The sequence below is a fragment of the Verruconatronum alginivorum genome, from assembly GCF_056590205.1.
This window is the reverse complement of record NZ_JBWPVQ010000001.1, coordinates 2,273,671-2,294,125: the sequence shown is the minus strand read 5'-3', so window position 1 is coordinate 2,294,125 and position 20,455 is coordinate 2,273,671. Positions and strand designations below refer to the sequence as shown.

The window sequence follows — 20,455 nt, the reverse complement described above, 5'->3', positions numbered from 1 at the left end:
CCGTACGTTCTTGAAATCTGTAGTCGAAATCCGGACCGTTCCTCGAAAGACGTTGTCCTTGCTCATCAACTACCTGATGCCTCGTATCATAATTCCACCACAACCTTCGATCATGGAGATTTCCCATAAAGCATGAACACAGGCCGATGCTTCGATCAAATCGCTGACGGTCCCATCGGCGTGGGCGTCGACCTGCTATATGGTTCGATAAGCTTCACTCCATTTGGCGAATACATGTTCGTGCTGGATGACGACTTCCGCGACCGATGGAGCGCGCGCCTGACATTGGCCCATAATGACTGGGGCAACGACGTAGAATCCTTTCGGGCGACCCTCGGAGCGGTGATTCCTTTTTGACTACCGAGGAAACTCAAGTGACGCACAAGTCCCGCATTTAAGCAGTCCCTTTCGACTCGGATTCCCGGCAAGAGCCGGGACTCCAACAAGGAAGACACCCCACCGAGAAAGGATTATCGGCCAAATGAAATAGCCCGGACAGAAACCGAACTCCAAGCTTGTAACCGATCTTTTTCGTCCCTTACAAAGTGCGCGATGCAGGAAGTCGAACGCGACAAGGCGCTTAAAAATTCGATCATCGACGGGGCGTTCGCCACGATCGGAGCGACGCTGGCTGGGGGAATCTTCCTGGTCGGTTTCGCCTTGCAAGTGCTGGACGCCGCCGCGTGGCAGATCGGCATTTTGGCCGCGCTGCCGACTTTCGCGAATCTCTTCCAGCTTCTCGGCTCCTACCTGATCGAGAAGACCGGACGACGCAAAAGACTCTGCCTCATTTGCGCGACCGCGGCCCGCGCGCTTTGGGTCTTCGTCATCCTCCTCCCCCTGGCGATGTTCGATCCGCTGGCGGATCACCGGGTCTGGGTGCTGGTGGCGGTGATCCTGCTTTCGAGCCTGCTCAACTCCCTGGCTGGCGTCGGGTGGCTGGCTTGGATGAGCGACGTGGTGCCGGAGAAAATCCGCGGCACCTACTTCGGAAAGCGCAACATGATCGCCCTCGCCTGCGGGACGGTGGCGATCCTGGCGGCCGGACGATTCCTGACAGGTTGGCAGGAGCGTTTCGGCGAGGGGGATCCCCGCGGGTTCATGATTCTTTTTTCGGTCGGGCTTTGCGCCGGATTGGTCTCATCGTTCTTCCTCTCGCGAATCATGGAACCGCCGTTCAAGCGCGGCGGCGAACGGCTTTCGCTGAACCTCTTCGGGGCTCCGTTCCGAAACACCAATTTCCGCAACCTGATCGTGTTCGTATCCGGATGGATCTTCGCGATCCAGTTGGCCGGACCGTTTTACGGGGTTTACATGATCGACGTCCTGGAGATCGAGTTCTCCCAAATCACCATTTACATCACCTTGGCGACCGTCGCCACCCTGGTGATGATGAAGGTTTGGGGTCCGATCTCGGACCGGGTGGGAAACAAGCCGGTGATCCTGCTATCGGGTTGGGTGCTGATCGCCGTGCCGTTTCTCTGGCTGGGAGCGGTTCCCGGAAATTATCACGTTCCGCTGGTGCTGAGCCACTTGCTGACCGGCGGTTTCATCGCCGGAGCATCGCTCTCCCAATTCAACATCCTTTTGAAACTCGCGCCCTCGGAGGGAAGATCCATCTTTCTGGCGGTTTTCGCCGCGGTGACCGGGCTCGTCGGGGCGGTCGCGCCGGTGGTCGGTGGTCTCCTCGTCGAGGCGCTCGCGGCGGTTTCGTTCAATCTGGGCCCATTCACGGTGACGAACCTCCATGCGGTATTCCTCCTTTCATCGGTCGGGCAGATTCTGGTGATTTTCCTGATTCTCCGCGTCCATGAGGAAGGAGCGGCCGGGCAGGCCGCGGTCATCATGGAACTGCGAAACGACCTCGACCCGCAAAAAGGCGTCGGCGCGAGCGCGGACTTCATGTTGCTTGGGTTCCAGCGCACCGGCGGAATTATCCGAAAAGTGGATACGATGACCGAGGAGATGGCCGAGCGCTCCGAACAGCGGGCCGGCCGGTTGCTTTCCGCCCTGGAACGGCAAACGAAGCGCACTCGTGCCTTGCTGCGGCGATTTCTCAACAAAGATTGAAACTACAACGGGAACAAATCATGACCAACGCGATTACCGAACTCTTTGTCGAACTGCTGGCGAATATCTGGGAGCGTTTTCACGCGTTCGTGGTCGACCACGGCCCCGGGATCGTCCTCGCGGTGGCGATCCTCCTCCTCGGCTGGATCCTCGCGGTGATCCTGCGCCAGACGATCCACAAGCTCCTCCGCGGTCTCGGCTTCAACCTCCTCTGCGAAAAATTCGGAGCGGTGGCCTTTCTCGCGCGGGGAGGCGTGGTGACACGGCCCTCCTACCTGGTCGGGCTCACCGTTTATTGGATACTCCTGATCGGCGTGTTGACGGTGGTCTTCGCGACCCTCGGCCTCGAGACGGCGCACGAATTTCTGATCGCGGTCCTCCAATACATTCCGCGGATTCTCGTCGCCCTGATTTTGCTCGCCCTCGGCGTCGCGATCGGCAACTACGCCGGCCGGGCGGTGGAAACGACGCTGCGACTCGCGGACGTCCCGCTCTCCGGCCTGATCGGCCAGCTCGGCCGTTGGGCGATCATCGGCCTCGCGGTGCTGAACGCCATCCAATACCTCGACCTGGCCGGACCGATTGTTTTCCAGGTGTTGCTGATCCTGTTCGTCGCGATTCCGGTGCTCGCCTTCCTCACGTTGTTGATCGGCGGGCGGGAGATCGTCTCTTCGATGCTGGCCGGACGGTTCCTTCGCCGCGAACTCGCGCCCGGAGTCGAAGTGGAACTCGACGGAATCGCCGGGACGATCGAAGAGATCCGTCTCGTCACCACCCGCATCGGCACCGGCGACGACCACACCGTCGATCTGCCCAACAGCCGTCTCCTCACCGGCACATTGCGCCGGAAACGACCGAAGATCCCGCCCTCCCCGGGACGGGAACAGACCTCGTGAAGCCCCGCTGCGCCGGTTGGCGAATCCTTTTCTCCTCAGGGCCGAACGGTTCTCATCCCCCGAGAATGCTGGCGAGGAAAACGGTGCAGAGGCCCAAATAAATTGTGACGCCGGTGATATCGGTGATGGTGGTAAGAACGGGTCCGGTCATCATCGCCGGGTCCTTGCCCATCCTCTTGATGAGAAACGGGAGCGTGCCGCCGACGACTCCAGCCAAGAGGACGTTGATCGCCAGGGCCGTGCCCGCCACGATGCCGAGCACCGGACTCCCCACCCAGAAGAGGGCGATCACCCCGAACAGCGTCCCAAGCGCCGCTCCATTCACCAATCCAATCAGCAATTCTTTCCGGGTCGCCCGCCAAAACTCCTGCAGGCGCACCTCCCCCAACGCGATACTGCGGATCGCCACGGAAAGGGCCTGAATCCCGACATTCCCTCCCATGTCGGTGATCATCGGCAGGAAAATCGCCAGGATGGCCACCGCCTCGATAGTGGCCTCAAACGAGGCGATGACCGCCACCGCCCCCAGATTGAGGAATACGTTGGCCGCCATCCAGGGGAGGCGCCTTCTCACGGATCCCATCGGAGGCGTGAAAAACGACTCCTCGACGGAGGCGGCTCCCACCTTCGTGAATTGGTCGGCCACGTTTTGCGCCAGCAATCCCATCGCATCATCCAAGGTCACGATCCCCACGAGAGCGTCGCTTCGATCAACCACCGGCAGGGCGAGAAAACGGCGATTGCGAATCGTCTGCGCCGCATCCAAGGCGGAATCATCCGTGCGCACGGCCAGGACATTGGAAGTCATCGCCTTCGTAACCGGAGTCTCTTCGCCATAGTTCAGCATCTCCCGAAGGGTCAGCACCCCCAATAACTTTTGCGCCTGATCCACCACGTAGACATAAGATTTATGCTCGACCTCAGGTGGCGCCGACTCCAGCGCTTCCAACGTTTCGCCGATCGTCGCCTCCTGATCGATGGCGACAAAGTGGATGGTCATGGCGGCACCGGCCGTGCCCGGAGCGTGCTCGGACAGTCGGAGAATCTCGCCCTTGGCCTCCGGTTCAACGTGCTCCAAAAGCTTTTCCGCTCTCTCCGCGGGCAGAAGGCCAACGATGTCCGCCGCCCGGTCGACTGGAATGTGCCGAATCAATTTCCCCCGCTCCCGGCCTTTCATCCCCATCAAAACCTCGGCAGCCAATGGGGATGGAAGATACCCCACAACAATGCCGGCCCTCGCCGGTGGCAGAGCCCTTAAACAAGGGACGATTGCCTCCCGGGGCGCTTCTGCCAAAATCCTCGCTCCACGGGCCGGTGACAGTTTCACGGCCATGGCCGCCGCTTCGTCGACCCGGTTTTCCGCCAAGGCGGATTTCATTTCCTCCCGATACTGTCTCAACGTTTTCGGCACTAACAACATAACGGCTCTCTTTTGGGTTTTCCGATCACCGCGAACTTCGCGGTTTCCCGTAAACTGCCACAACGTATCAATCGGAAAAAGACAAAAATCTCGCCCGCCATGTCAGACACCCGAAAAGGTCCAGCTTTCATAATCGGACCCCTCAAATCGCGCGCCGGTTCGGAACCCCTGTTTGAGATCGAGACGGTATAAAACCAAAAAACTCGCTGATACTCAGCGAGTGGTACCCGGAGCCGGGGTCGAACCGGCACTCCCGAAGGAACCAGATTTTGAGTCTGGGATGTCCATGTTTCAGCGTGTTTCAACATTATTCATTATACACTCTATATAAACCACTTGAGCTATCTTGGCAAAAATTGAATCAACTTGACTCATCGCAAAAAGGGTGTAACCAAGGTGTAACTATGGCCGCTAAAAAATAAGACCACCGGGGGCCTTCGAGCAAAATACGAATTTCGCACAAGACGGGGTTTTTAAACAGCCCAAATTGTCGAGAGGAGAAGTAGTCGGATGGTCGTCAAATTACCTGTTTCTTATCAAATGGGGAGGCCGTCAATACAGCTTCTCCTTGACTGCCGACAAACGGGAATCCGGAAAGCTGGCCGATCAAATCGCGGCGTATCTGAAAGTGGATGGCCATACCCCCGAAATGGCAATGGAAACGTTCCGGCCTGGCAGGGTTGCTCGGCTAAAACAGGCGCGGTCGCTCTCAACCCCGACGACAACAGTGGGCGATCTGATCGCACGTTATGAGGAGGCATATCCTCATGCCCGCGCATCAAGTAAGCGGGAATACGCGAGATCGCTACGCCGGATCGCGGCGTTTATCCTGGGAATGGCCTCGCTGAAAAAAGAGGAGCGTTCATGCAAAAACCGTAAGGAATGGCGGGAAAAGGTTGATCGATTGCCTTTGGAACAAATTACATCCGCAAAACTCGAAGCCTTCAAAATCCACCTTCTCAAGAGGGCGACCAACCAAGAAGACCGTGGAAGAGCCCAAACGACCTGCAATAGCTATTTGCGGAACGCCGGCGCATATTTTTCGGCTCGAGCCCTGAAGCTTTACGACGGTTTGGCCATCCCCGCGAACCCCTTCCTTGAAGTTGAGCGGGAGGAGGAACCGCGTCATACTTATCGCTCAAAAGTAAAAATGGAAGCGGTGGTAGACGCGGCTCAGCGTGAGCTGAAAAAAGATCAACCAGCCGCCTACATTGCTTTCTTGCTCGCGGCCTTTGCAGGTTTGTCCAAATCCGAAATCGACAAGCTCCTGTGGACCCAAATCGACCTGGCGGAGAGGTTGATCCATATCGAGACGACTCCATTTTATACCCGAAAACGAAGGAACCGGGAACATGCAATCGCGGTGGGAGAAACGATCGTCAAGGAGTTGAGCGACTGGAAAGAAAAGAGCGAGACCGGTTCTTCATTCGTTATTCCGGGGGGGGAAGGGACAGCCCGCTATCGGGCGAAAACGGTCCACAACACGCTCTCTGCCTGGCTTCGGAAACAAGGCTTTACCGGAAAAACCCTGCACGACTTGAGGAAGGAAGCCGGCAGTTGGGTCTACCGCCAGACTGGCAGTATCGACCGGGCCGCTCAATTTCTAAGAAATGATCCTCGTACCGCACGGGAGCACTACCTCGATGTCGAGGAAAGACTCGAAGTCAATTACGCCAATCCTGGATTCGCCCAACCCTCCTTGGCAAGTTCGCCCACGCACCATGGATGAAAACTTCCAAATGCCGTGGTTGGTAAGCTCACGCCCCTTGCAAAAAGACCGGACGGTGGCCGCCGGACTCCCCGGCCGTTGCTCCGCCAACACGTGGGTCTCACCATCAAGGAGATGGATACCGTCGCGGAATTCACCGAGGTCAGGAAGTTCCGTCAGGTCGGCGTTGAAATGCCCCCGCTCGACCGCATATTGGTATTTCCCATTGGCGATTCGTTCTCCCCGCTCACGCCTGACGCCGAGGACCGCCGCCATTTGAAATAACCGCCCGGATGCATCGGGGTCGCCGACGGATCCGCCACCCCGACCAAGCTTCCTCCTTTCGCCACCCACCCGGTGCGCGCTTCAACCACCCCCGGATTTTCCCAATAAAACCGCCGCTCCAGGCGCTTCTCGCCTGACTTCGGGTGAAATCTCGGTGCCATCGCTGTCGCGAATCGTGTCGCCCCCCCTTCTCGGCCTGCCGCAAAGTCAGGTCGCATACCCGGCCTCCCCGGGAAGCGTGAACTCGCCGGAGCGCAGATAATCGTGTTTCGTCATACGGTAAATAAAGATGAAGTTAATCCTGGTCTTCCAATCCTCGGCGCGTACGCAGGAGACCCAGTGGCCGGGCGCGAGTTCGCGTAGGGCCGGGATTTGGCCGCGGACGTCGAGGTTCCCGAGAGGGCGTGCGGGCAGCGGGGTTGGAAACTGCATCCCGCGGGAGGTCGGCCGGATCGGCCGCTTCGCCTCCGATGCCCGAATTTCAGTTTTGTATCCGGATCCGGATACGGAATCGCCAACAAAAGCACCCTCGTATCCGAATGCCGGGGGGGGGCGAACAACTCTTCCGATTCCGGCAACTCCACGATCTCTTGCCGCCGTAGATCACCACCACCGGATCGCAGATGTGACGGATCACGCTCAGATCGTGGGCGACGAAAATACAGGTAAGGCCGAACTCCTTCTGCTGGTCTTCCAACAACAGGTTGATCATCTGGGCATGCACCGAGACAACCAAAGCCGAAACCGCTTCGTTGGGGTTGGCCTCCGCTGAAAGCGTGCGGGTAACGGACCACGGTTCGCCCACGATGCCGCCTACGGATCCTTGAAGATCATCTGCAACTCGGTGACACAACGGCTTCGATTGCTTGTCGTCGAGTTGGGCCAGATCGACTTCGCCGTTTAGCCTCGAGTCAATCGACAGCGGCCTCTATTCCCCGGCGAACCTGCAGGTCGGCCTTTCAAGAAATGAACACGCGGAGGATTTCGGATAGATGATGCCGCGATTCTGATGTCGGATGACAGAATTTTGCTATGGTCTCAAATGAGTGCCTCGTTGTAAAAGTTCCGACAGCGCTTTCACTTGCGACCAATATGAATCTGATCGATATCGTCATCATCGTCATTTATTGCCTTGGTCTGTTGGCCATCGGCTTCGCCTTCTCCCGGAAGTCCACCCAGTCGGCCTCCCAGATGTTCGTCGCCGGGCGTCAATCTCCCTGGTGGATTTCCGGCCTTTCCGCCTACATGACGATGTTTTCGGCCGGAACCTTCGTCGTTTGGGGCGGGATCGCCTACGAGTTCGGATTCGTCGCCATCACCATCAGCATGGGTTACGCGGTCTCCGCTTTTCTGGTCGGTTTCCTCTTGGCCGGGCGATGGCGGGAACTCGGGATTTCCACCGCCGCCGAATTCATCGAACTGCGGTTCGGCGTCAAACCATTCGTCTTTTATACCTGGTTCAAAATCCTTTTCAGCTTCACCGCGGGGCTCGCCCTCTACGGATTGGCCCGGGTGATCTGCCCGCTGATCATCCTGCCCGCCCATTGGTTTCTCGTCGATCCGGCCACCGTGGCCGCCGGAGCCGATGTGGGACAACTTTCGGTCGTTTGGGCCTGCCTCATCCTCGGGTTTATCGTGGTCGCCTACACCATGATCGGTGGCCTGTGGGCGGTGTTGCTGACCGATACCCTCCAGTTTTTCGTCCTGACCCTTGCGGTCATTGTGGCAGTCATTTTGGGCCTCAATCACATCGGGGGCTTCAGCGGCTTCATTGCGCAGACACCGGACGGTTTTTTCCATATCACCGCCGGAGATTTCACCTTGATGTTCCTCTTCGGATGGATGTTGGTGAACGCATTCCAATTGGGAGCGGAATGGCAATTCCTTCAACGATATTTCTGCGTCTCCCGCCCGCGGGATGCGCAAAAGGCGCTCTATCTTTTCGGGGTGCTTTATTTGGTCTTCCCCTTTTTCTTCATGGCCCCAGCGATGTTCTATCGGACGATCACGGGCGACGCCGATCCCGAGGAAGCGTTCATCCTCATGTGCCGCGAAGTGCTGCCTCCCGGAATGATTGGAATGATGATCGCCGCGCTTTTCTCCGCCACCGCCAGCATGATCTCATCGGTGCTCAACGTCTACGCATCGGTGTTGACCGACGACGTTTACAAGCGCACCATCCGACCGCAGGCCTCGGAGCGGGAAACGGTAACGGCGGGCCGCGTGATCACGATTCTCATCGGGGTTTACATGGTAGCGGGAGCGATAATTATTCCGGCCCTGACGACGATGCGGGACTGGATCATCATCTTCGGAAGTCTGATCGCCCCGGCATTGCTACTGCCGACTATCTGGGGACTTTTCTCCCGCAAAATCACCCAGAGTGCGGTCTGGTGGTGTGTGATTGCCAACGTGCTAGCCAGCCTTCTGGTCAGATTCGGCCTACGCAGCGAAGGTTGGTTCGGCGGCATCACCGTCTTTGAGCCGTTGATTCGACTGATCGAAATCAACATGCGGGTGAGCGACCTGATGGTCGGCATCCTCACCCCGATCGCAGTGCTCCTGATCATGGAATGGAAAGCAAAAGAGGAGGCCGAAGGATGGCGCCGTCTTGCAGCGACCGCAGCGGCCAATCAAGCGAACGAGACCACATCCATCATCGACTCCAAAGGTCCGGCGACCGTGATGGTTTGGTGTCTCGGTTTCCTTTCCGCCATCATGCTGGTGATTGCGATTCTCAGCACCGAACAACGCCAGACCCTAATCGTCGCGACCGCGTTGTTGATCGCTCTCACCCTCGCATTCGTTCCACTGGTCCGCCGGGCGAAGCCGTTTGTGGTCAACGCGGACGACTCCCCCGCCGAAAACAACAAGACCCGAGCCGGCCCGTCCTCGAAGTAAATCAACCGAGCTGATCATGCCCACGCCGAACGCCATTAACATCACCAATGTCATCTTCATCACTTCCGACCAGCATCGGGCCGACTTCCTGAGCTGCGTCGGTGGCCCGGTCGACACCCCCAATCTCGATGCGCTTGCCGCCAGCGGGATGCTCTTGAAAAACGTCTACTGCCAAGCGCCGGTTTGCGTGCCCAGCAGGATTTCGATGACCACCGGACGTTACCCGATGAACACCGGTTATATCACCAACCGGACCGCGATCGACAGCAACGAACCGACTTTCATCCGGCAACTACAACAAGCCGGAGTCCACACCGCGATGATCGGCAAACTCCATCATCACGTCCATAGCCGGGACGCCGATTTTTTGAAACACGAAGAATCGATCCACCGGCTCGGATTCGATTACGCCCACGAAACTTCCGGGAAACGGGGTTCGGGGGGCATCGGTTGCGAATGCCACTTCACCGCCAACCTTCGGGCCCTTGGACTCCTGGACGACTACCGCCGCTGGACCGGAAGATGGGGGGAGAACGACCAAATCAAAACCATCATGGCTTCCCCATGGCCCTGGGATCCCGGCACCACCCAGGATGCCTATATCGCCGACCAGGCTCTCTATTTTCTCCGGCGGCAACCAACCGCCCGACCCTTTTACCTGCATCTCGGATTCGTCGGCCCGCATCCCCCGTTCGACGCCCCGGAAATTTACCGTCACGGTTTTCGCAAAGAACCTCCAATCAATCCGGATCTGAATCCGGATTGGTGGGAGGCCTATATCGCCTGTATCCGGGAAGTGGATTTCCAAATCGGCCGGGTCCTCAAGTCGCTGGATGAACTCGGCCTCCGGGAGGAAACCTTAGTGGTGTATTCATCCGATCATGGAGAAATGGCGGGCGAACGAGGCATTTGGGGGAAAATCCATCTCTATCAACCATCGGTGAACGTACCGTTCATCGTCTCCGGTCCGGGAATCCAGCCCGGAGGAACCGACGACTCCCTGGCGGAACTGATCGATATCGGCGCCACCGTTTGCGACGCGTTCCAGACTCCAACCCATCATTGGGACCAGGGGAAATCCCTCCTGCCGTTGTTTCGCGGAGAACGCCACGAACACCGCTCCACGGTTTACACCGAAATGGGTTCGGACAAGATGTTGTTCGACGGCCGCCACAAACTGATCTACGGCGAACTGGCCGGCGACAGCCGCAAGCATTTCCGAGACCCGCCCTACAACGGCCCGGCCTTTGGCCGACCGGTGAATCTTCCCCCCGACCAAATCGCCCTTTTCGATCTCAAAAACGATCCACGGGAAGAATCAAATCTCGCCCTCGATCCGGACCAGAATGACCTCTTGCATTCGATGGAAAGAAAGCTGCTCCACCGCATCATCGAAAACACCCAGTCCGGTCCCCACGACCCGGGAAGCGTTCTCTAGGAAACACTGAACCCCGGGCGATTTCTCGACCCGGGGTTCAACCAAAAACCCGAATGCAATCCGCCCAGGCGAAATGGCCTCAAAAAACGCGCCGCCGTTTAATGAGCGCTCCCGCGAGAACCAGCATACCGACGAGAATGGCGTAGGTCGATGGTTCCGGGATAGCCGCAAATTGGGCTTCAATCGCCTCTGCGCTCAATGTCCGATCATAAATTGCGACGTTTTGAAAGGCGCCGTTAAAAGGATCGAAACTCGAACGTCCTCCTACTAAAATGCCGGCACTGGGATTGCCGACCACCGATACATTGGTGGCATGACCGGTGGCGAGCTCTGAAGACCCCATTGCCCCGAGATACCACGATAACTGATTCGAGGGAAGGCCAAGGTCCCAGGTAACCGCAAGATAATACCAAGTATCTACCGCCAGAGTCGCCGGAAAGATCGAGTTTCCAAAATCGGTATTACCCGTCGTGATACGCAATTGTCCAGTACTGCCCAGGATGTAGACCTCAAATTTCGGGTTTGGCGCACTGCCACTGCTGCCGACTCCCCGTGACAGGAGTGACGCATTGGTTGATACGGAGGATGGAGTCTGAAAGGTCATCACAACACTCGCGTTCGACCCGGTCAAATAAGTGGTGGCTGACCCACCATTGACCGCGCCGCCGCCGGATCCCGACTCGCGCGCGAAGGCGCCCTCAGGATTCCCGAAAAAATCCGGCCGTTGATCCGTCATCACCCCATTGCCTGCAGTGAGCGTAAGAGTGGAGGCACCGCTACCTTCATTCGGCGAGCGCCCAGTCTGATACCAAATGGCCGGGCCGGAACCATTGTCCGCGGGATTCCCGATCGCATCGATCAATGGAACCAGGCCAGCGGAGGCGGAGGAGACCCCGAAGAAAAGCGAGGCGATGGAAGCAGCGGCGAGCGTCAGGATATATTTGAGTTTGGTTTTCATTGGGTTTTGCATCTGTTGTTATTGGGAGAGCGGCCTTAGCCGGAAACCATCATGATGAAATCGTCGCGATAAAGGGGATGTGAACTTGCGTCACCTCACGTCAGAATCGCGTCAATCAGAAGTGGCTTTCTCATTCGGCCGCCGGGTAATCACATCCAGGCGCGAACTCACCAGATACGGAGAGCCACCCTGAATCCGGTCCGCAAAGGTCACCCGCACCTCATTTGCCCCTCCGCGCAGAAGCCCCGGCGGAACGTCGATCATCGAAGGAGCATGGTAGGTGGTGATTCCGTCGGTGTGAGCGAGCATGGCCTCCCCTAGTTCCACTCCATTGAAAGTGACCACAGGGTTCTCCTCATATCCGCCGTCGCGAGCGAACCCGAGGTGCAACACACCGCCGATTAGGTGATCGGGCAAGGTATCCGTCAAATGGATTTCGGTATCCACCTTACCGTCGGTTTCGAATCCCAGCAAGGTTTCCCGTCCGTAATGGCGGCGCTCCTTCCGGGTGTGGGTGACCCCGGGAAGATCCCCGTAGTAATCGAGACGGACAATGGCAATCTCTTCACCCCGCAACCGTAACTCGGTCCCGTTGAGCCTTTCGTACCCATCCGGATCGGCAATAAAGAGCCTGCCTGGAGCGGGAAGTTCGTTATCCTCCGGCGCCGGGATTTCTCCTTCGTAGAAAAGCCGCTTCACTTCGATCCGATCCGGCGACTTCCGCTCGCCCCCGGCCACCGAATGAAGGCGAATCGTCGTCTCATCATTGAGCGATCGGCCGCCGTTTTGCAGGAGCAGATAGGTTCGATCTCCCTCGCGCAAGGCAAGGACGAAAAGTCGCTCATGCGTCTCTGGATTTCCCGACATAATCCGATGCGGGATGCGGATGCCTTCGAGATCGCGAAAGAATGCGTAAAACTCCCGGAATCGGGTCACCGTCAGATCCCGCGATTCCGGAGCTTCCAGGCGAGTGTAGATCGCCTGGCCGCGACGGGGGGCGTAAGCGGTCTGCGACTCCGGAAGGATGAACGGTATGGTCAATTGGATCTCAGGCCGGTCCATGAACACCATCCACATCCGCGTCACCGTCGTCATATACAGGAACGGCCAAAAGTCGTTCACCCACGGACCGAACTGGGGATAGATCGTTTGTCTTCCAAATTCGGATACAATCATCGGCTTGGTTTCCCCGCCCCACCGTTCGAGGTGATGGGCGTTCCAGAGATCAAAATAAGCCTCCAACCGGCCGAAATCCCAAACCGTATCATTCCCCTGACGCCGGTTTTCCAGGAGGAATGGTGAATCGACCCGGCGCGCCTGCCAGACTTCGTCACGGGGCAACGACCAATGACCCTTGCTGTAAAAGTGCAGATCGTAACTGTCGACCACATCGCCCGCCAGATCGATAAACCGGCTTTGCCATCCTCGCCACCCTCGCCAGTCGCCTCCCGGATACGGCCAAGCCAGGCATGGCCCGGCTACTTGGATATCCGGATGGGCCTCACCGAGGCGTTCCGCGACAGTCCGTGTATACTCGGAAAACTCTTCCACATCCCAGGAGACCACCGGTTCATTCTGCACGGTGTAATAAATGGGATAATGAAGACTGTTCGCCTTCCATTCCCCATACATCTGCACAATCACATCGGCTACCGGCCCGAAGAATTCGGAGCGCAGGATGTTTCCATGGGATTGCCGCTCCCAGTCTTCCAACGCGACTCCTTCCGGAGGCGGCCCATGTCCGCGCCGCATCCACGGTTGGTAACCGCCATGGGCCAGGGCATGAATCATGTGAGATGCCCGTTGCCCCGCTCGGCGGTAAACCTCGTTTCGATGTTCGACCGTCTGCCGAACCGACTCTTCTGTGAATACCCGCTCAGCATCCGGATCCGGCTCCAAATAAAACCGGAAGGTGCCGCGGCCCGGAACCGCTCCGATCGAATCAAGTTCGGCATGCCGCTCTTCGCTGAATTGGCCGAGCGAACCGTAGGAACGAAAATACCGGTCCCGTTCGAATGCCCCGATCTGAAACGGTCCGTCCTCTACCACCCGGGCGGTATCGAGCTGCACCCACAAATCCACTACAGACCCGCCCGATGCCGGGGCGGCTCCATGCGTCAGAATCAGGAACGCGAATACAATGCTAGATCCAATTGGTCTCATTGCTCTTCCCTCATTTCATGGATCGCGCGGGGATTCGGGTTCCGCTGTTGTTGGCGAAATTCTTCGCCCGCCGCTTCATATTGACTGGCCCAATTCGGAGGCATCCGGGCGCCGAATTCCAGCCATTCGGCATAGAGGCGCTCAAACAGTTCGGGATTCTCCCCACTGAGGTCCGTAGACTCCCCCGGATCCTTCCTCAGGTGGTAAAGGCTCGGCGGATGATTCCTGCTATTGATGAGCAACTTCCAGTCTCCATACCGAATCGCGCCGCGGTCGCTCTGAAACCAGTACAATTTTTCGTGGGGCGATCCTTCCTTATCATCCCTCAAATACGGCAGAAGATTTACCCCGTCCAGATTCGTGCCTTCGGGAATCTCAACACCGGCAGCCGCACAGAAAGTTGGATACACATCCAGCGTGCTGATCGGTTCTTCATAAACCTTTCCTGCCGGTAACCCCGCCGGCCAACGCAAAATATAGGGGACACGAATCCCTCCTTCCAGGAACTGCGCCTTGTGTCCGCGAAACTCCCCGGTTGATCCGAGCAACACCCGTTCCCAGTAATCCGGCCAACCGACATTGAAGGCATTTGAAGGCCCGTGGTCGCTGGAGAAAATGACAAACGTGTTATCGGTCAACTCCAGGCGGTCCAATGTCTCCAAAACCCTCTGAACATTTTCGTCGATCGAAAGAACCATGGCCGCGTAGAGTTGGAGGGGTTCCGATTCGATGTGAGCCACCTGGTCCTGGTGTTCTCTCTTTGCCTGCAAGGGGCTGTGGGGAGCGTTCGGGGCCAGGTAAAGAAAGAATGGCTTGTCCGCGTTGCTCTCAATGAACTCGACCGACTCCCGGCCCAGCCGATCAGTCAGGTATTCATCCCCCTCACGAATCGGGCCCCATCCGTAATCCTTGCTTGCCTTGTCGTAGGGCCACCTTTGCCAGACGCCGTCATAAACGCCGTTCTCGTTGGGAAAGTAATCCGCGCCCCAGTCCATCAGGGAATAAACTTCATCAAACCAGATGCGGGCATCGCTTTTCAGGTTCCATTTGCCGACCATGCCCGTGCGGTATCCCGCCCGGCGCAGTATTTCAGGAAGGAGAAGATGGGAACGAGGGACACGGTCGCCCGGTTGATTGGAAAAGGCATCGCGCCCGGTATGCTGGCCGAAGCGTTGCTGATAGGCACCGGTTATAAGCCCGTAACGGCTCGGACCACAAATCGGAGACGTCACATACCCATCCGTTGCCCGGACCCCTTCATGAGCCAGACGGTCGATTCCGGGAGTCGAAATCCCGAGTTCGCCTCCGTAGGCGCCCGCGTCCCCGTAACCCATGTCATCGACGAAGATCATAATCAGGTTTGGCGGCCGCTCCGGTTGGGCCTGAAGCCAGCCCCCGGCAGTCACGCAGGCAAATACCGCCGCTGTGCACCAGGCCACACCGTGTCTCTCAATCATCTTCATAATCATCGTCTTCATAATCAATCTTGGCTTCGTCAGCGGGAAATCGCGTCGATCGCCGTCTCATGGATCGCCCGGGGAGGAAGGTCCCGCTGCTCGCGGAATTCACGGCCCGCCGCCTCATACCGTTCCGCCCAACTGGCAGGCATCTCATCGGCAAAAGCTCTCCATTCGGCATGAAGGCGAGCGACCAACTTGGGATGGCTCTCCGCCAAATCGAGTCGTTCCCCCGGATCCTGGTTCAGGTTGAAAAGAGCTCCAGGTTGACCCGGCCCCCGGAAATGGAGTTTCCACTCCCCTTCCCGAATGGCTCCCCGCCCGCTCTGGAGCCAGAAGAGCCTTTCATGAGGGGCACCGTCGCGCTCGCCCCGAAGGTAGGGTAGCAGGTTCACTCCATCGAGAACAGTCCCGTCGTGAATGTCCGCACCCGCCGCGGCGGAGAAAGTTGGATAGACGTCGAGCATACTGATCGGATGGTCGTAAACGTCACCGGCGGGCAGACCGACGGGCCAGCGCAGCAGAAACGGCACGCGGATCCCTCCTTCGCCGAAGTTTCCCTTTCGTCCGCTCAATCCTCCGGTGGAACCGAGTAGCCCTCGCTCCCAATGTTCCGGCCAGCCGACGTTGTAGGCATAGGAGGGACCATTGTCGCTGGAGAAGACCACGAGGGTGTTGTCAGCCAATTCCAGGCGATCCAATGTATCCAAAATCCGCGACACGTTTTCATCGATCGACAAAACCATCGCCGCATACAGCTGCAACGGCTCCGAATCCAGATGCGCCACCTTCGGCCGGTGCGTCTCCTTTGCCTGCATCGGAGAATGGGGCGCATTGGGAGCGAGGTAGAGAAAAAACGGTTTGTCCGCGTTCTGCTCAATAAACTCCATCGACTCCCGCCCCAGGCGATCGGTTAAATATTCATCCCCCTCGCGCGCCGGTCCCCATCCGTAATCATGACTGGGTTTATCGTAAGGCCACCGCTGCCAAACCCCCGAATAAACTCCGTCCTCATCCGGGAAGTAATCCGCCCCCCAGTCCATCAGCGAGTAAACCTCGTCAAACCAGATTCGGGCGTCACTTTTCAAATTCCACTTGCCCACCAGGCCGGTTACATAACCCGCCCGCCGCAAGGTTTCCGGAAGGAGGAGATGAGTCCGGGGCACCCGGTCTCCCGGTTGGTTCGAAAATGCGTCCTGGTTGGTGAAGACTCCGAAGCGCTGTTGATAAGCCCCGGAGATCAATCCGTAACGGCTCGGTCCGCACACCGGAGAGGTCACATATCCCGCGGTCGCCCGCACCCCTTCCGTCGCCAGACGGTCGATACCGGGAGTCGGCACGAGATCGCCTCCATAAGAGGACGGATCTCCGTATCCGAGATCATCGACGAAGATCAGAATCAGGTTCGGGGGACGTTCCGCCGCGCCATGCAACAAACCGCCCGCCAATATTCCCATGAGAAGTAAGGTACTTCCCCATGCCATCGTAACCGTCTTCGAACTCATCGCCCGGCCTTTTGGGTAACCGATCCGTCCTCGCCCATTTTATGAAGCGCCCGCGGATTCGGATTCTCCTGTTCTTCCCGAAAAGCCCTGCCCGCGGCTTCATACTGTTCCGCCCAACCAGGGGGCATTTGGTCGCCGAATGCCTTCCATTCGCTATGAAGGCGGGAGACCAACTCGGGGTGGTTCTCCGACCGATCCAATCGTTCGCCCGGATCTTCGCTCAGATTGTGCAGTGCGCCCGGCCGTTCCAATTCGCTGAAGTGCAGCTTCCAATCCCCTTCCCGAATAGCTCCGCGCCCTCCTTGAAACCAAAACAATCGTCCATGGGGGGCTCCCTCCCGTTCCCCTCGCAGGAAGGGGAGCAAATTGACTCCGTCGAGATTTGTCCCAACTTCGATTTTCGCTCGGGCAGCGGCGGCAAAAGTTGGATACACATCGAGGGCGCTGATCGGGTAATCGTAAACTTCTCCGGCCGGTAGCTTCCCGGGCCAGCGGATCAGAAACGGAACGCGAATGCCGCCTTCGCCAAAGTTCCCCTTTCGTCCGCTCAATCCTCCGGTCGAGCCGAGCATGATCCGGTCCCAATGTTCCGGCCAACCGACACGATAGGCACTGGAAGGACCGTTGTCACTGGCAAAGACCACCAGGGTGTTTTCCGCCAGTCCCAAACGGTCCAATGTATCCAAAATTTTCCCGACATTTTCATCGAGAGACAACAGCATCGCGGCATAAATTTGCAGTGCTTCCGGCTCCACGTGCGCGACCTGTGGTTGGTGCTCCTTCTTGGCCTGCATCGGAGAATGGGCCGCGTTGGGAGCGAAATACAAAAAGAACGGCCGGTCGGCATTCTTCTCGATAAACTCCACCGCCTCCCGACCAAGCCGATCGGTCAGGTATTCGTCTCCTTCCCGCACCGGGCCCCATCCATAGTCGCGACTCGGCTTATCGTAAGGCCATCTTTGCCACACCCCCGCATAAACCCCATTCTCATCCGGAAAATAGTCCGCACCCCAATCAATCCGCGAGTAAACCTCGTCAAACCAGATCCGGGCGTCGCTTTTCAAATTCCAAATGCCAACCACCCCGGTCGTATAACCCGCGCGCCGCAAGGTATCCGGCAATAGGAGATGGGGCCGGGGAACCCGGTCGCCCGGCTGATTCGCGAATGCATCCCGATTGGTGACCACTCCGAACCGTTGTTGATACGCCCCGGTCATCAATCCGTAACGGCTCGGCCCGCAGGTCGGCGAAGTCACATAACCCTGGGTGGCGCGCACCCCTTCCTCGGCCAAGCGATCGATGCCGGGGGTCTCGATCATATCACCCCCGTAGGAACTCAAATCGCCATATCCGACATCGTCGACGTATATCATGATCAGGTTCGGGGGGGCTCCCTCCCTGGTTTGTCCCTGGGCAAAACCACTTGAAAATATGGCGCAGGTAGCAGCGGTTTGAAACAAGCAGACAACAAAAATATCACGCGTATCCATTCAACCACCTCCGACTACCAGAACATGTGAAACTCCCCGGCCGCGTGCTGCAACGACATCTCCGCGAATGGTCGCCACTCGACCGACCCGTCGATGCTGAAAACATTTCCCCCCACCGGCGTACCGTTATCGGTGTGACCGCTTCGCGCGCCGAAATCCCGGGCATAGCGTACCGTCATATCCGCCACCATTTCCTTACGATGGCTTTCCCGGTTCAACGACCGTGGATAATCCCGCTCCGGGTCATCCGGGTTCGACACGAGATCGTTTTCGCCGGCGATTAAAACGTAGCCAATCGTGCGAGCATCCCCATACCAAAACGAATCGCGGTTCCAACTCGGATTCCCCGGGCAATAAAACACGTCGCGGGGAAGTTCGTAATTCTCGGTCAGCCGCTCTTTGATAGTGCGATCCATGCCATACAACCACTGGTGATTAACCAACATCGGAATCCGATCATTGTATTCCTCCTGCACCAAAAGAACGATCCCCATTCCCAGTTGCCGGACGTTGACCGAACAGGAAGCGCGGCGGGCGCTTTCCCTGACTTTCCCCACGACCGGTATTAGAATCGCCGCCAGAATTCCGATAATGGCTATGACGGTGAGAAGTTCGATCAGGGTGAAACCTCGCGCTGGACGGAGATTACGGAGTTTATGTTTACGGGTGTGTTTCATAGCATGCCTTCATTTGAAATTTTCTCACGATGCACGACGGGGCATCAATCGTTGGAATCTTCCTCTACTTTGTCACCGTTGGCCGAAAAAGGAGCATGCGATGTTCCGACAGCCCCCTTAGGAATTCCGCCAGGATCGACCAGAGAAAAATACTCGTCATTACACTCTAGAAGCCAGTGATTTAAGCGATCCAATAACCTAAAAAACACGGGTTGCGACTCCGGATCATCCACAAGATTGCGACGCTCTTCCGGATCTTGTGAAATCCGGAAAAGTTGAACAACCGGCTCGGCGCCCACACGGGTCACAATCAGCTTCCAATCTCCATCGGTGATCATACGCAAGAAAGAGCGGAATCGGGCGAACTGATAACGTCGCAACACCCGCCGAGGCCTTCCCTCCAAAATCATACTTTTGAGGGAAACCCCTTCCATTCCTGTTTGCCTGGGCTGAATATTCAACAAGTCGAGTAAGGTGGGTGCCAGATCGATTTGGGAGGCGAGGTCGTTGATTTGCCGCCCGGCCGGAATTCCCGGTCCTCGAAGAATTCCCGGAATCCGAACCGTCGATTCGTATAAGTTCTGCTTGCCGAGCAGTCCGTGCCGTCCCCCGGATAAACCATGGTCGCTGGTGTAAATGACAAAGGTGTCTGATTCGAGCCGGAGGCGGCGCAGCCCATCCATGACCTGCCCCAACAACGCATCGATCGCTGCGATCAGACCGTAATAAGAGGCAGTCATGCGCCTCACCGAAATCGGCTCCAGGGGTTTTGGCAAGAGTTTCTCGTCCCGAACGGCGGGATCTCCAATTTCAAACGGATGGTTCGGCAAAAATGAATCGGGTAGCGGTGGCAGCTCGGTCGGTTCATTCCAGTCAGGAGGCGGATGAAATGGGTCGTGCGGCAGCGTCAAAGCGACTTGAAGAAAAAAGGGGGAATCGGGCCGATTTTCGAGGAATTCGACTGCCTCCCGCGCAAAGACTTCGCTGGCATACCCATTCAAGGAACGAGGTTCAGGCAGCGGATCCTGTTCGAGCATCCCCCAATCATGAACCTTCAATTCCCGCGGGTCACCGTATCCCCCGGTGAAAACCGAGCTCCCTCCGTGAAATCCACGCCGCAATGACGCAATATCCTGATGCCACTTTCCAATGTGATGACAATGATACCCGTGTCGCCGGAGAATCTCTGGCAAAAAGGGGACACCGGGACGCAAGGTTCGTCCCTCACGATCAATTGCGACCCGGTTCACCGGACTGCCGGTCATCAAACTCGCCCGGGTCGGAATGCAAACCGCAGCACAGTCGCCTCCTTCGATGCGCAACTGCGAGAAATTGCACCCCTCCTCGGCCAACTGGTCCAAATGGGGCGTTTGCACCGGCTCCGATCCCGTCCGTCCCAAGGCGGTTGCTCGATGATCGTCGGCGACAATCAGAATCAGGTTCGGCCGTCCCATGATCAGCGCTGGCAACGCGATAACATGCGGCCT

The 20,455-nt window shown here is 57.6% G+C and carries 17 protein-coding genes and 1 pseudogene; 6 read left to right on the top strand and 12 right to left on the bottom strand.

The genetic code is table 11. The annotated features are described in order from the left end of the window. Positions 1–132 precede the first annotated feature (132 nt). From ACWUI2_RS08100 to ACWUI2_RS08090, 3 genes are all read left to right on the top strand, one after another. Entirely contained in the window at positions 133–357 is a 225-nt protein-coding gene (locus ACWUI2_RS08100; RefSeq protein ID WP_486982348.1) for a hypothetical protein, read from the top strand. A 195-nt stretch (positions 358–552) separates the two neighbouring features. Then, positions 553–2,070: an MFS transporter gene (locus ACWUI2_RS08095; RefSeq protein WP_486982347.1), complete on the top strand. Its 1,518-nt coding sequence runs from the start codon at positions 553–555 to the stop codon at positions 2,068–2,070. Between the two features lie 20 nt (positions 2,071–2,090). Then, the gene (locus ACWUI2_RS08090) at positions 2,091–2,966 is read left to right on the top strand and encodes a mechanosensitive ion channel family protein (protein WP_486982346.1); all 876 of its coding nucleotides are present in this window, start codon (positions 2,091–2,093) and stop codon (positions 2,964–2,966) included. Positions 2,967–3,018: 52 nt separating this feature from the next. On the opposite strand, the gene mgtE is transcribed toward ACWUI2_RS08090, so the two are convergent. Further along, the gene (gene mgtE / locus ACWUI2_RS08085; protein ID WP_486982345.1) at positions 3,019–4,386 is read right to left on the bottom strand and encodes a magnesium transporter; all 1,368 of its coding nucleotides are present in this window, start codon (positions 4,384–4,386) and stop codon (positions 3,019–3,021) included. A gap of 649 nt (positions 4,387–5,035) precedes the next feature. Here mgtE and ACWUI2_RS08080 point away from each other — a divergent pair. Beyond that, a pseudogene (locus ACWUI2_RS08080) lies at positions 5,036–5,980 on the top strand (tyrosine-type recombinase/integrase); the annotation flags it as partial. A 9-nt stretch (positions 5,981–5,989) separates the two neighbouring features. Here ACWUI2_RS08080 and ACWUI2_RS08075 read toward each other — a convergent pair. The 4 genes from ACWUI2_RS08075 to ACWUI2_RS08060 all read right to left on the bottom strand — a co-directional run bounded on the left by ACWUI2_RS08075 (position 5,990) and on the right by ACWUI2_RS08060 (position 7,184). Next, positions 5,990–6,370, bottom strand: a complete 381-nt coding sequence (locus ACWUI2_RS08075) for a lacto-N-biose phosphorylase central domain-containing protein (protein ID WP_486982344.1) — start codon at positions 6,368–6,370, stop codon at positions 5,990–5,992. After that, positions 6,271–6,540, bottom strand: a complete 270-nt coding sequence (locus ACWUI2_RS08070; RefSeq protein WP_486982343.1) for a lacto-N-biose phosphorylase central domain-containing protein — start codon at positions 6,538–6,540, stop codon at positions 6,271–6,273. The genes ACWUI2_RS08075 and ACWUI2_RS08070 overlap by 100 nt, the downstream gene beginning before the upstream one ends. Before the next feature lie 111 nt (positions 6,541–6,651). Continuing rightward, complete coding sequence (locus ACWUI2_RS08065; protein ID WP_486985054.1) at positions 6,652–6,906, bottom strand: hypothetical protein; 255 nt, start codon at positions 6,904–6,906, stop codon at positions 6,652–6,654. Then, entirely contained in the window at positions 6,861–7,184 is a 324-nt protein-coding gene (locus ACWUI2_RS08060) for a hypothetical protein (RefSeq protein ID WP_486985092.1), read from the bottom strand. Before ACWUI2_RS08060 ends, ACWUI2_RS08065 begins: the two co-directional genes overlap by 46 nt. A gap of 287 nt (positions 7,185–7,471) precedes the next feature. Between ACWUI2_RS08060 and ACWUI2_RS08055 the strand changes: the two genes are divergently transcribed. Together ACWUI2_RS08055 and ACWUI2_RS08050 are read left to right on the top strand one after the other, a co-directional pair. Continuing rightward, positions 7,472–9,280 carry a sodium:solute symporter family protein gene (locus ACWUI2_RS08055; RefSeq protein WP_486982342.1) on the top strand — a complete coding sequence of 603 codons (1,809 nt, stop codon included), beginning with the start codon at positions 7,472–7,474 and terminating at the stop codon, positions 9,278–9,280. Between the two features lie 16 nt (positions 9,281–9,296). Then, positions 9,297–10,718, top strand: coding sequence for a sulfatase family protein (locus ACWUI2_RS08050; RefSeq protein ID WP_486982341.1), 1,422 nt, complete (start codon positions 9,297–9,299; stop codon positions 10,716–10,718). Between the two features lie 79 nt (positions 10,719–10,797). On the opposite strand, the gene ACWUI2_RS08045 is transcribed toward ACWUI2_RS08050, so the two are convergent. The 7 genes from ACWUI2_RS08045 to ACWUI2_RS08015 all read right to left on the bottom strand — a co-directional run bounded on the left by ACWUI2_RS08045 (position 10,798) and on the right by ACWUI2_RS08015 (position 20,422). Beyond that, positions 10,798–11,676, bottom strand: coding sequence for a LamG-like jellyroll fold domain-containing protein (locus tag ACWUI2_RS08045; RefSeq protein WP_486982340.1), 879 nt, complete (start codon positions 11,674–11,676; stop codon positions 10,798–10,800). Positions 11,677–11,787: 111 nt separating this feature from the next. Then, entirely contained in the window at positions 11,788–13,839 is a 2,052-nt protein-coding gene (locus ACWUI2_RS08040; protein WP_486982339.1) for a hypothetical protein, read from the bottom strand. Then, positions 13,836–15,296 carry a sulfatase family protein gene (locus ACWUI2_RS08035; protein WP_486982338.1) on the bottom strand — a complete coding sequence of 487 codons (1,461 nt, stop codon included), beginning with the start codon at positions 15,294–15,296 and terminating at the stop codon, positions 13,836–13,838. Before ACWUI2_RS08035 ends, ACWUI2_RS08040 begins: the two co-directional genes overlap by 4 nt. Positions 15,297–15,334: 38 nt before the next feature. Next, on the bottom strand, positions 15,335–16,753 hold the full coding sequence (locus ACWUI2_RS08030) for a sulfatase family protein (protein WP_486982337.1): 1,419 nt from the start codon (positions 16,751–16,753) through the stop codon (positions 15,335–15,337). A 44-nt stretch (positions 16,754–16,797) separates the two neighbouring features. Beyond that, positions 16,798–18,174 carry a sulfatase family protein gene (locus tag ACWUI2_RS08025; protein ID WP_486982336.1) on the bottom strand — a complete coding sequence of 459 codons (1,377 nt, stop codon included), beginning with the start codon at positions 18,172–18,174 and terminating at the stop codon, positions 16,798–16,800. A 131-nt stretch (positions 18,175–18,305) separates the two neighbouring features. Further along, the gene (locus ACWUI2_RS08020) at positions 18,306–18,968 is read right to left on the bottom strand and encodes a type II secretion system protein (protein ID WP_486982335.1); all 663 of its coding nucleotides are present in this window, start codon (positions 18,966–18,968) and stop codon (positions 18,306–18,308) included. A 44-nt stretch (positions 18,969–19,012) separates the two neighbouring features. Next, positions 19,013–20,422 carry a sulfatase-like hydrolase/transferase gene (locus ACWUI2_RS08015; protein WP_486982334.1) on the bottom strand — a complete coding sequence of 470 codons (1,410 nt, stop codon included), beginning with the start codon at positions 20,420–20,422 and terminating at the stop codon, positions 19,013–19,015. Positions 20,423–20,455 lie beyond the last annotated feature (33 nt).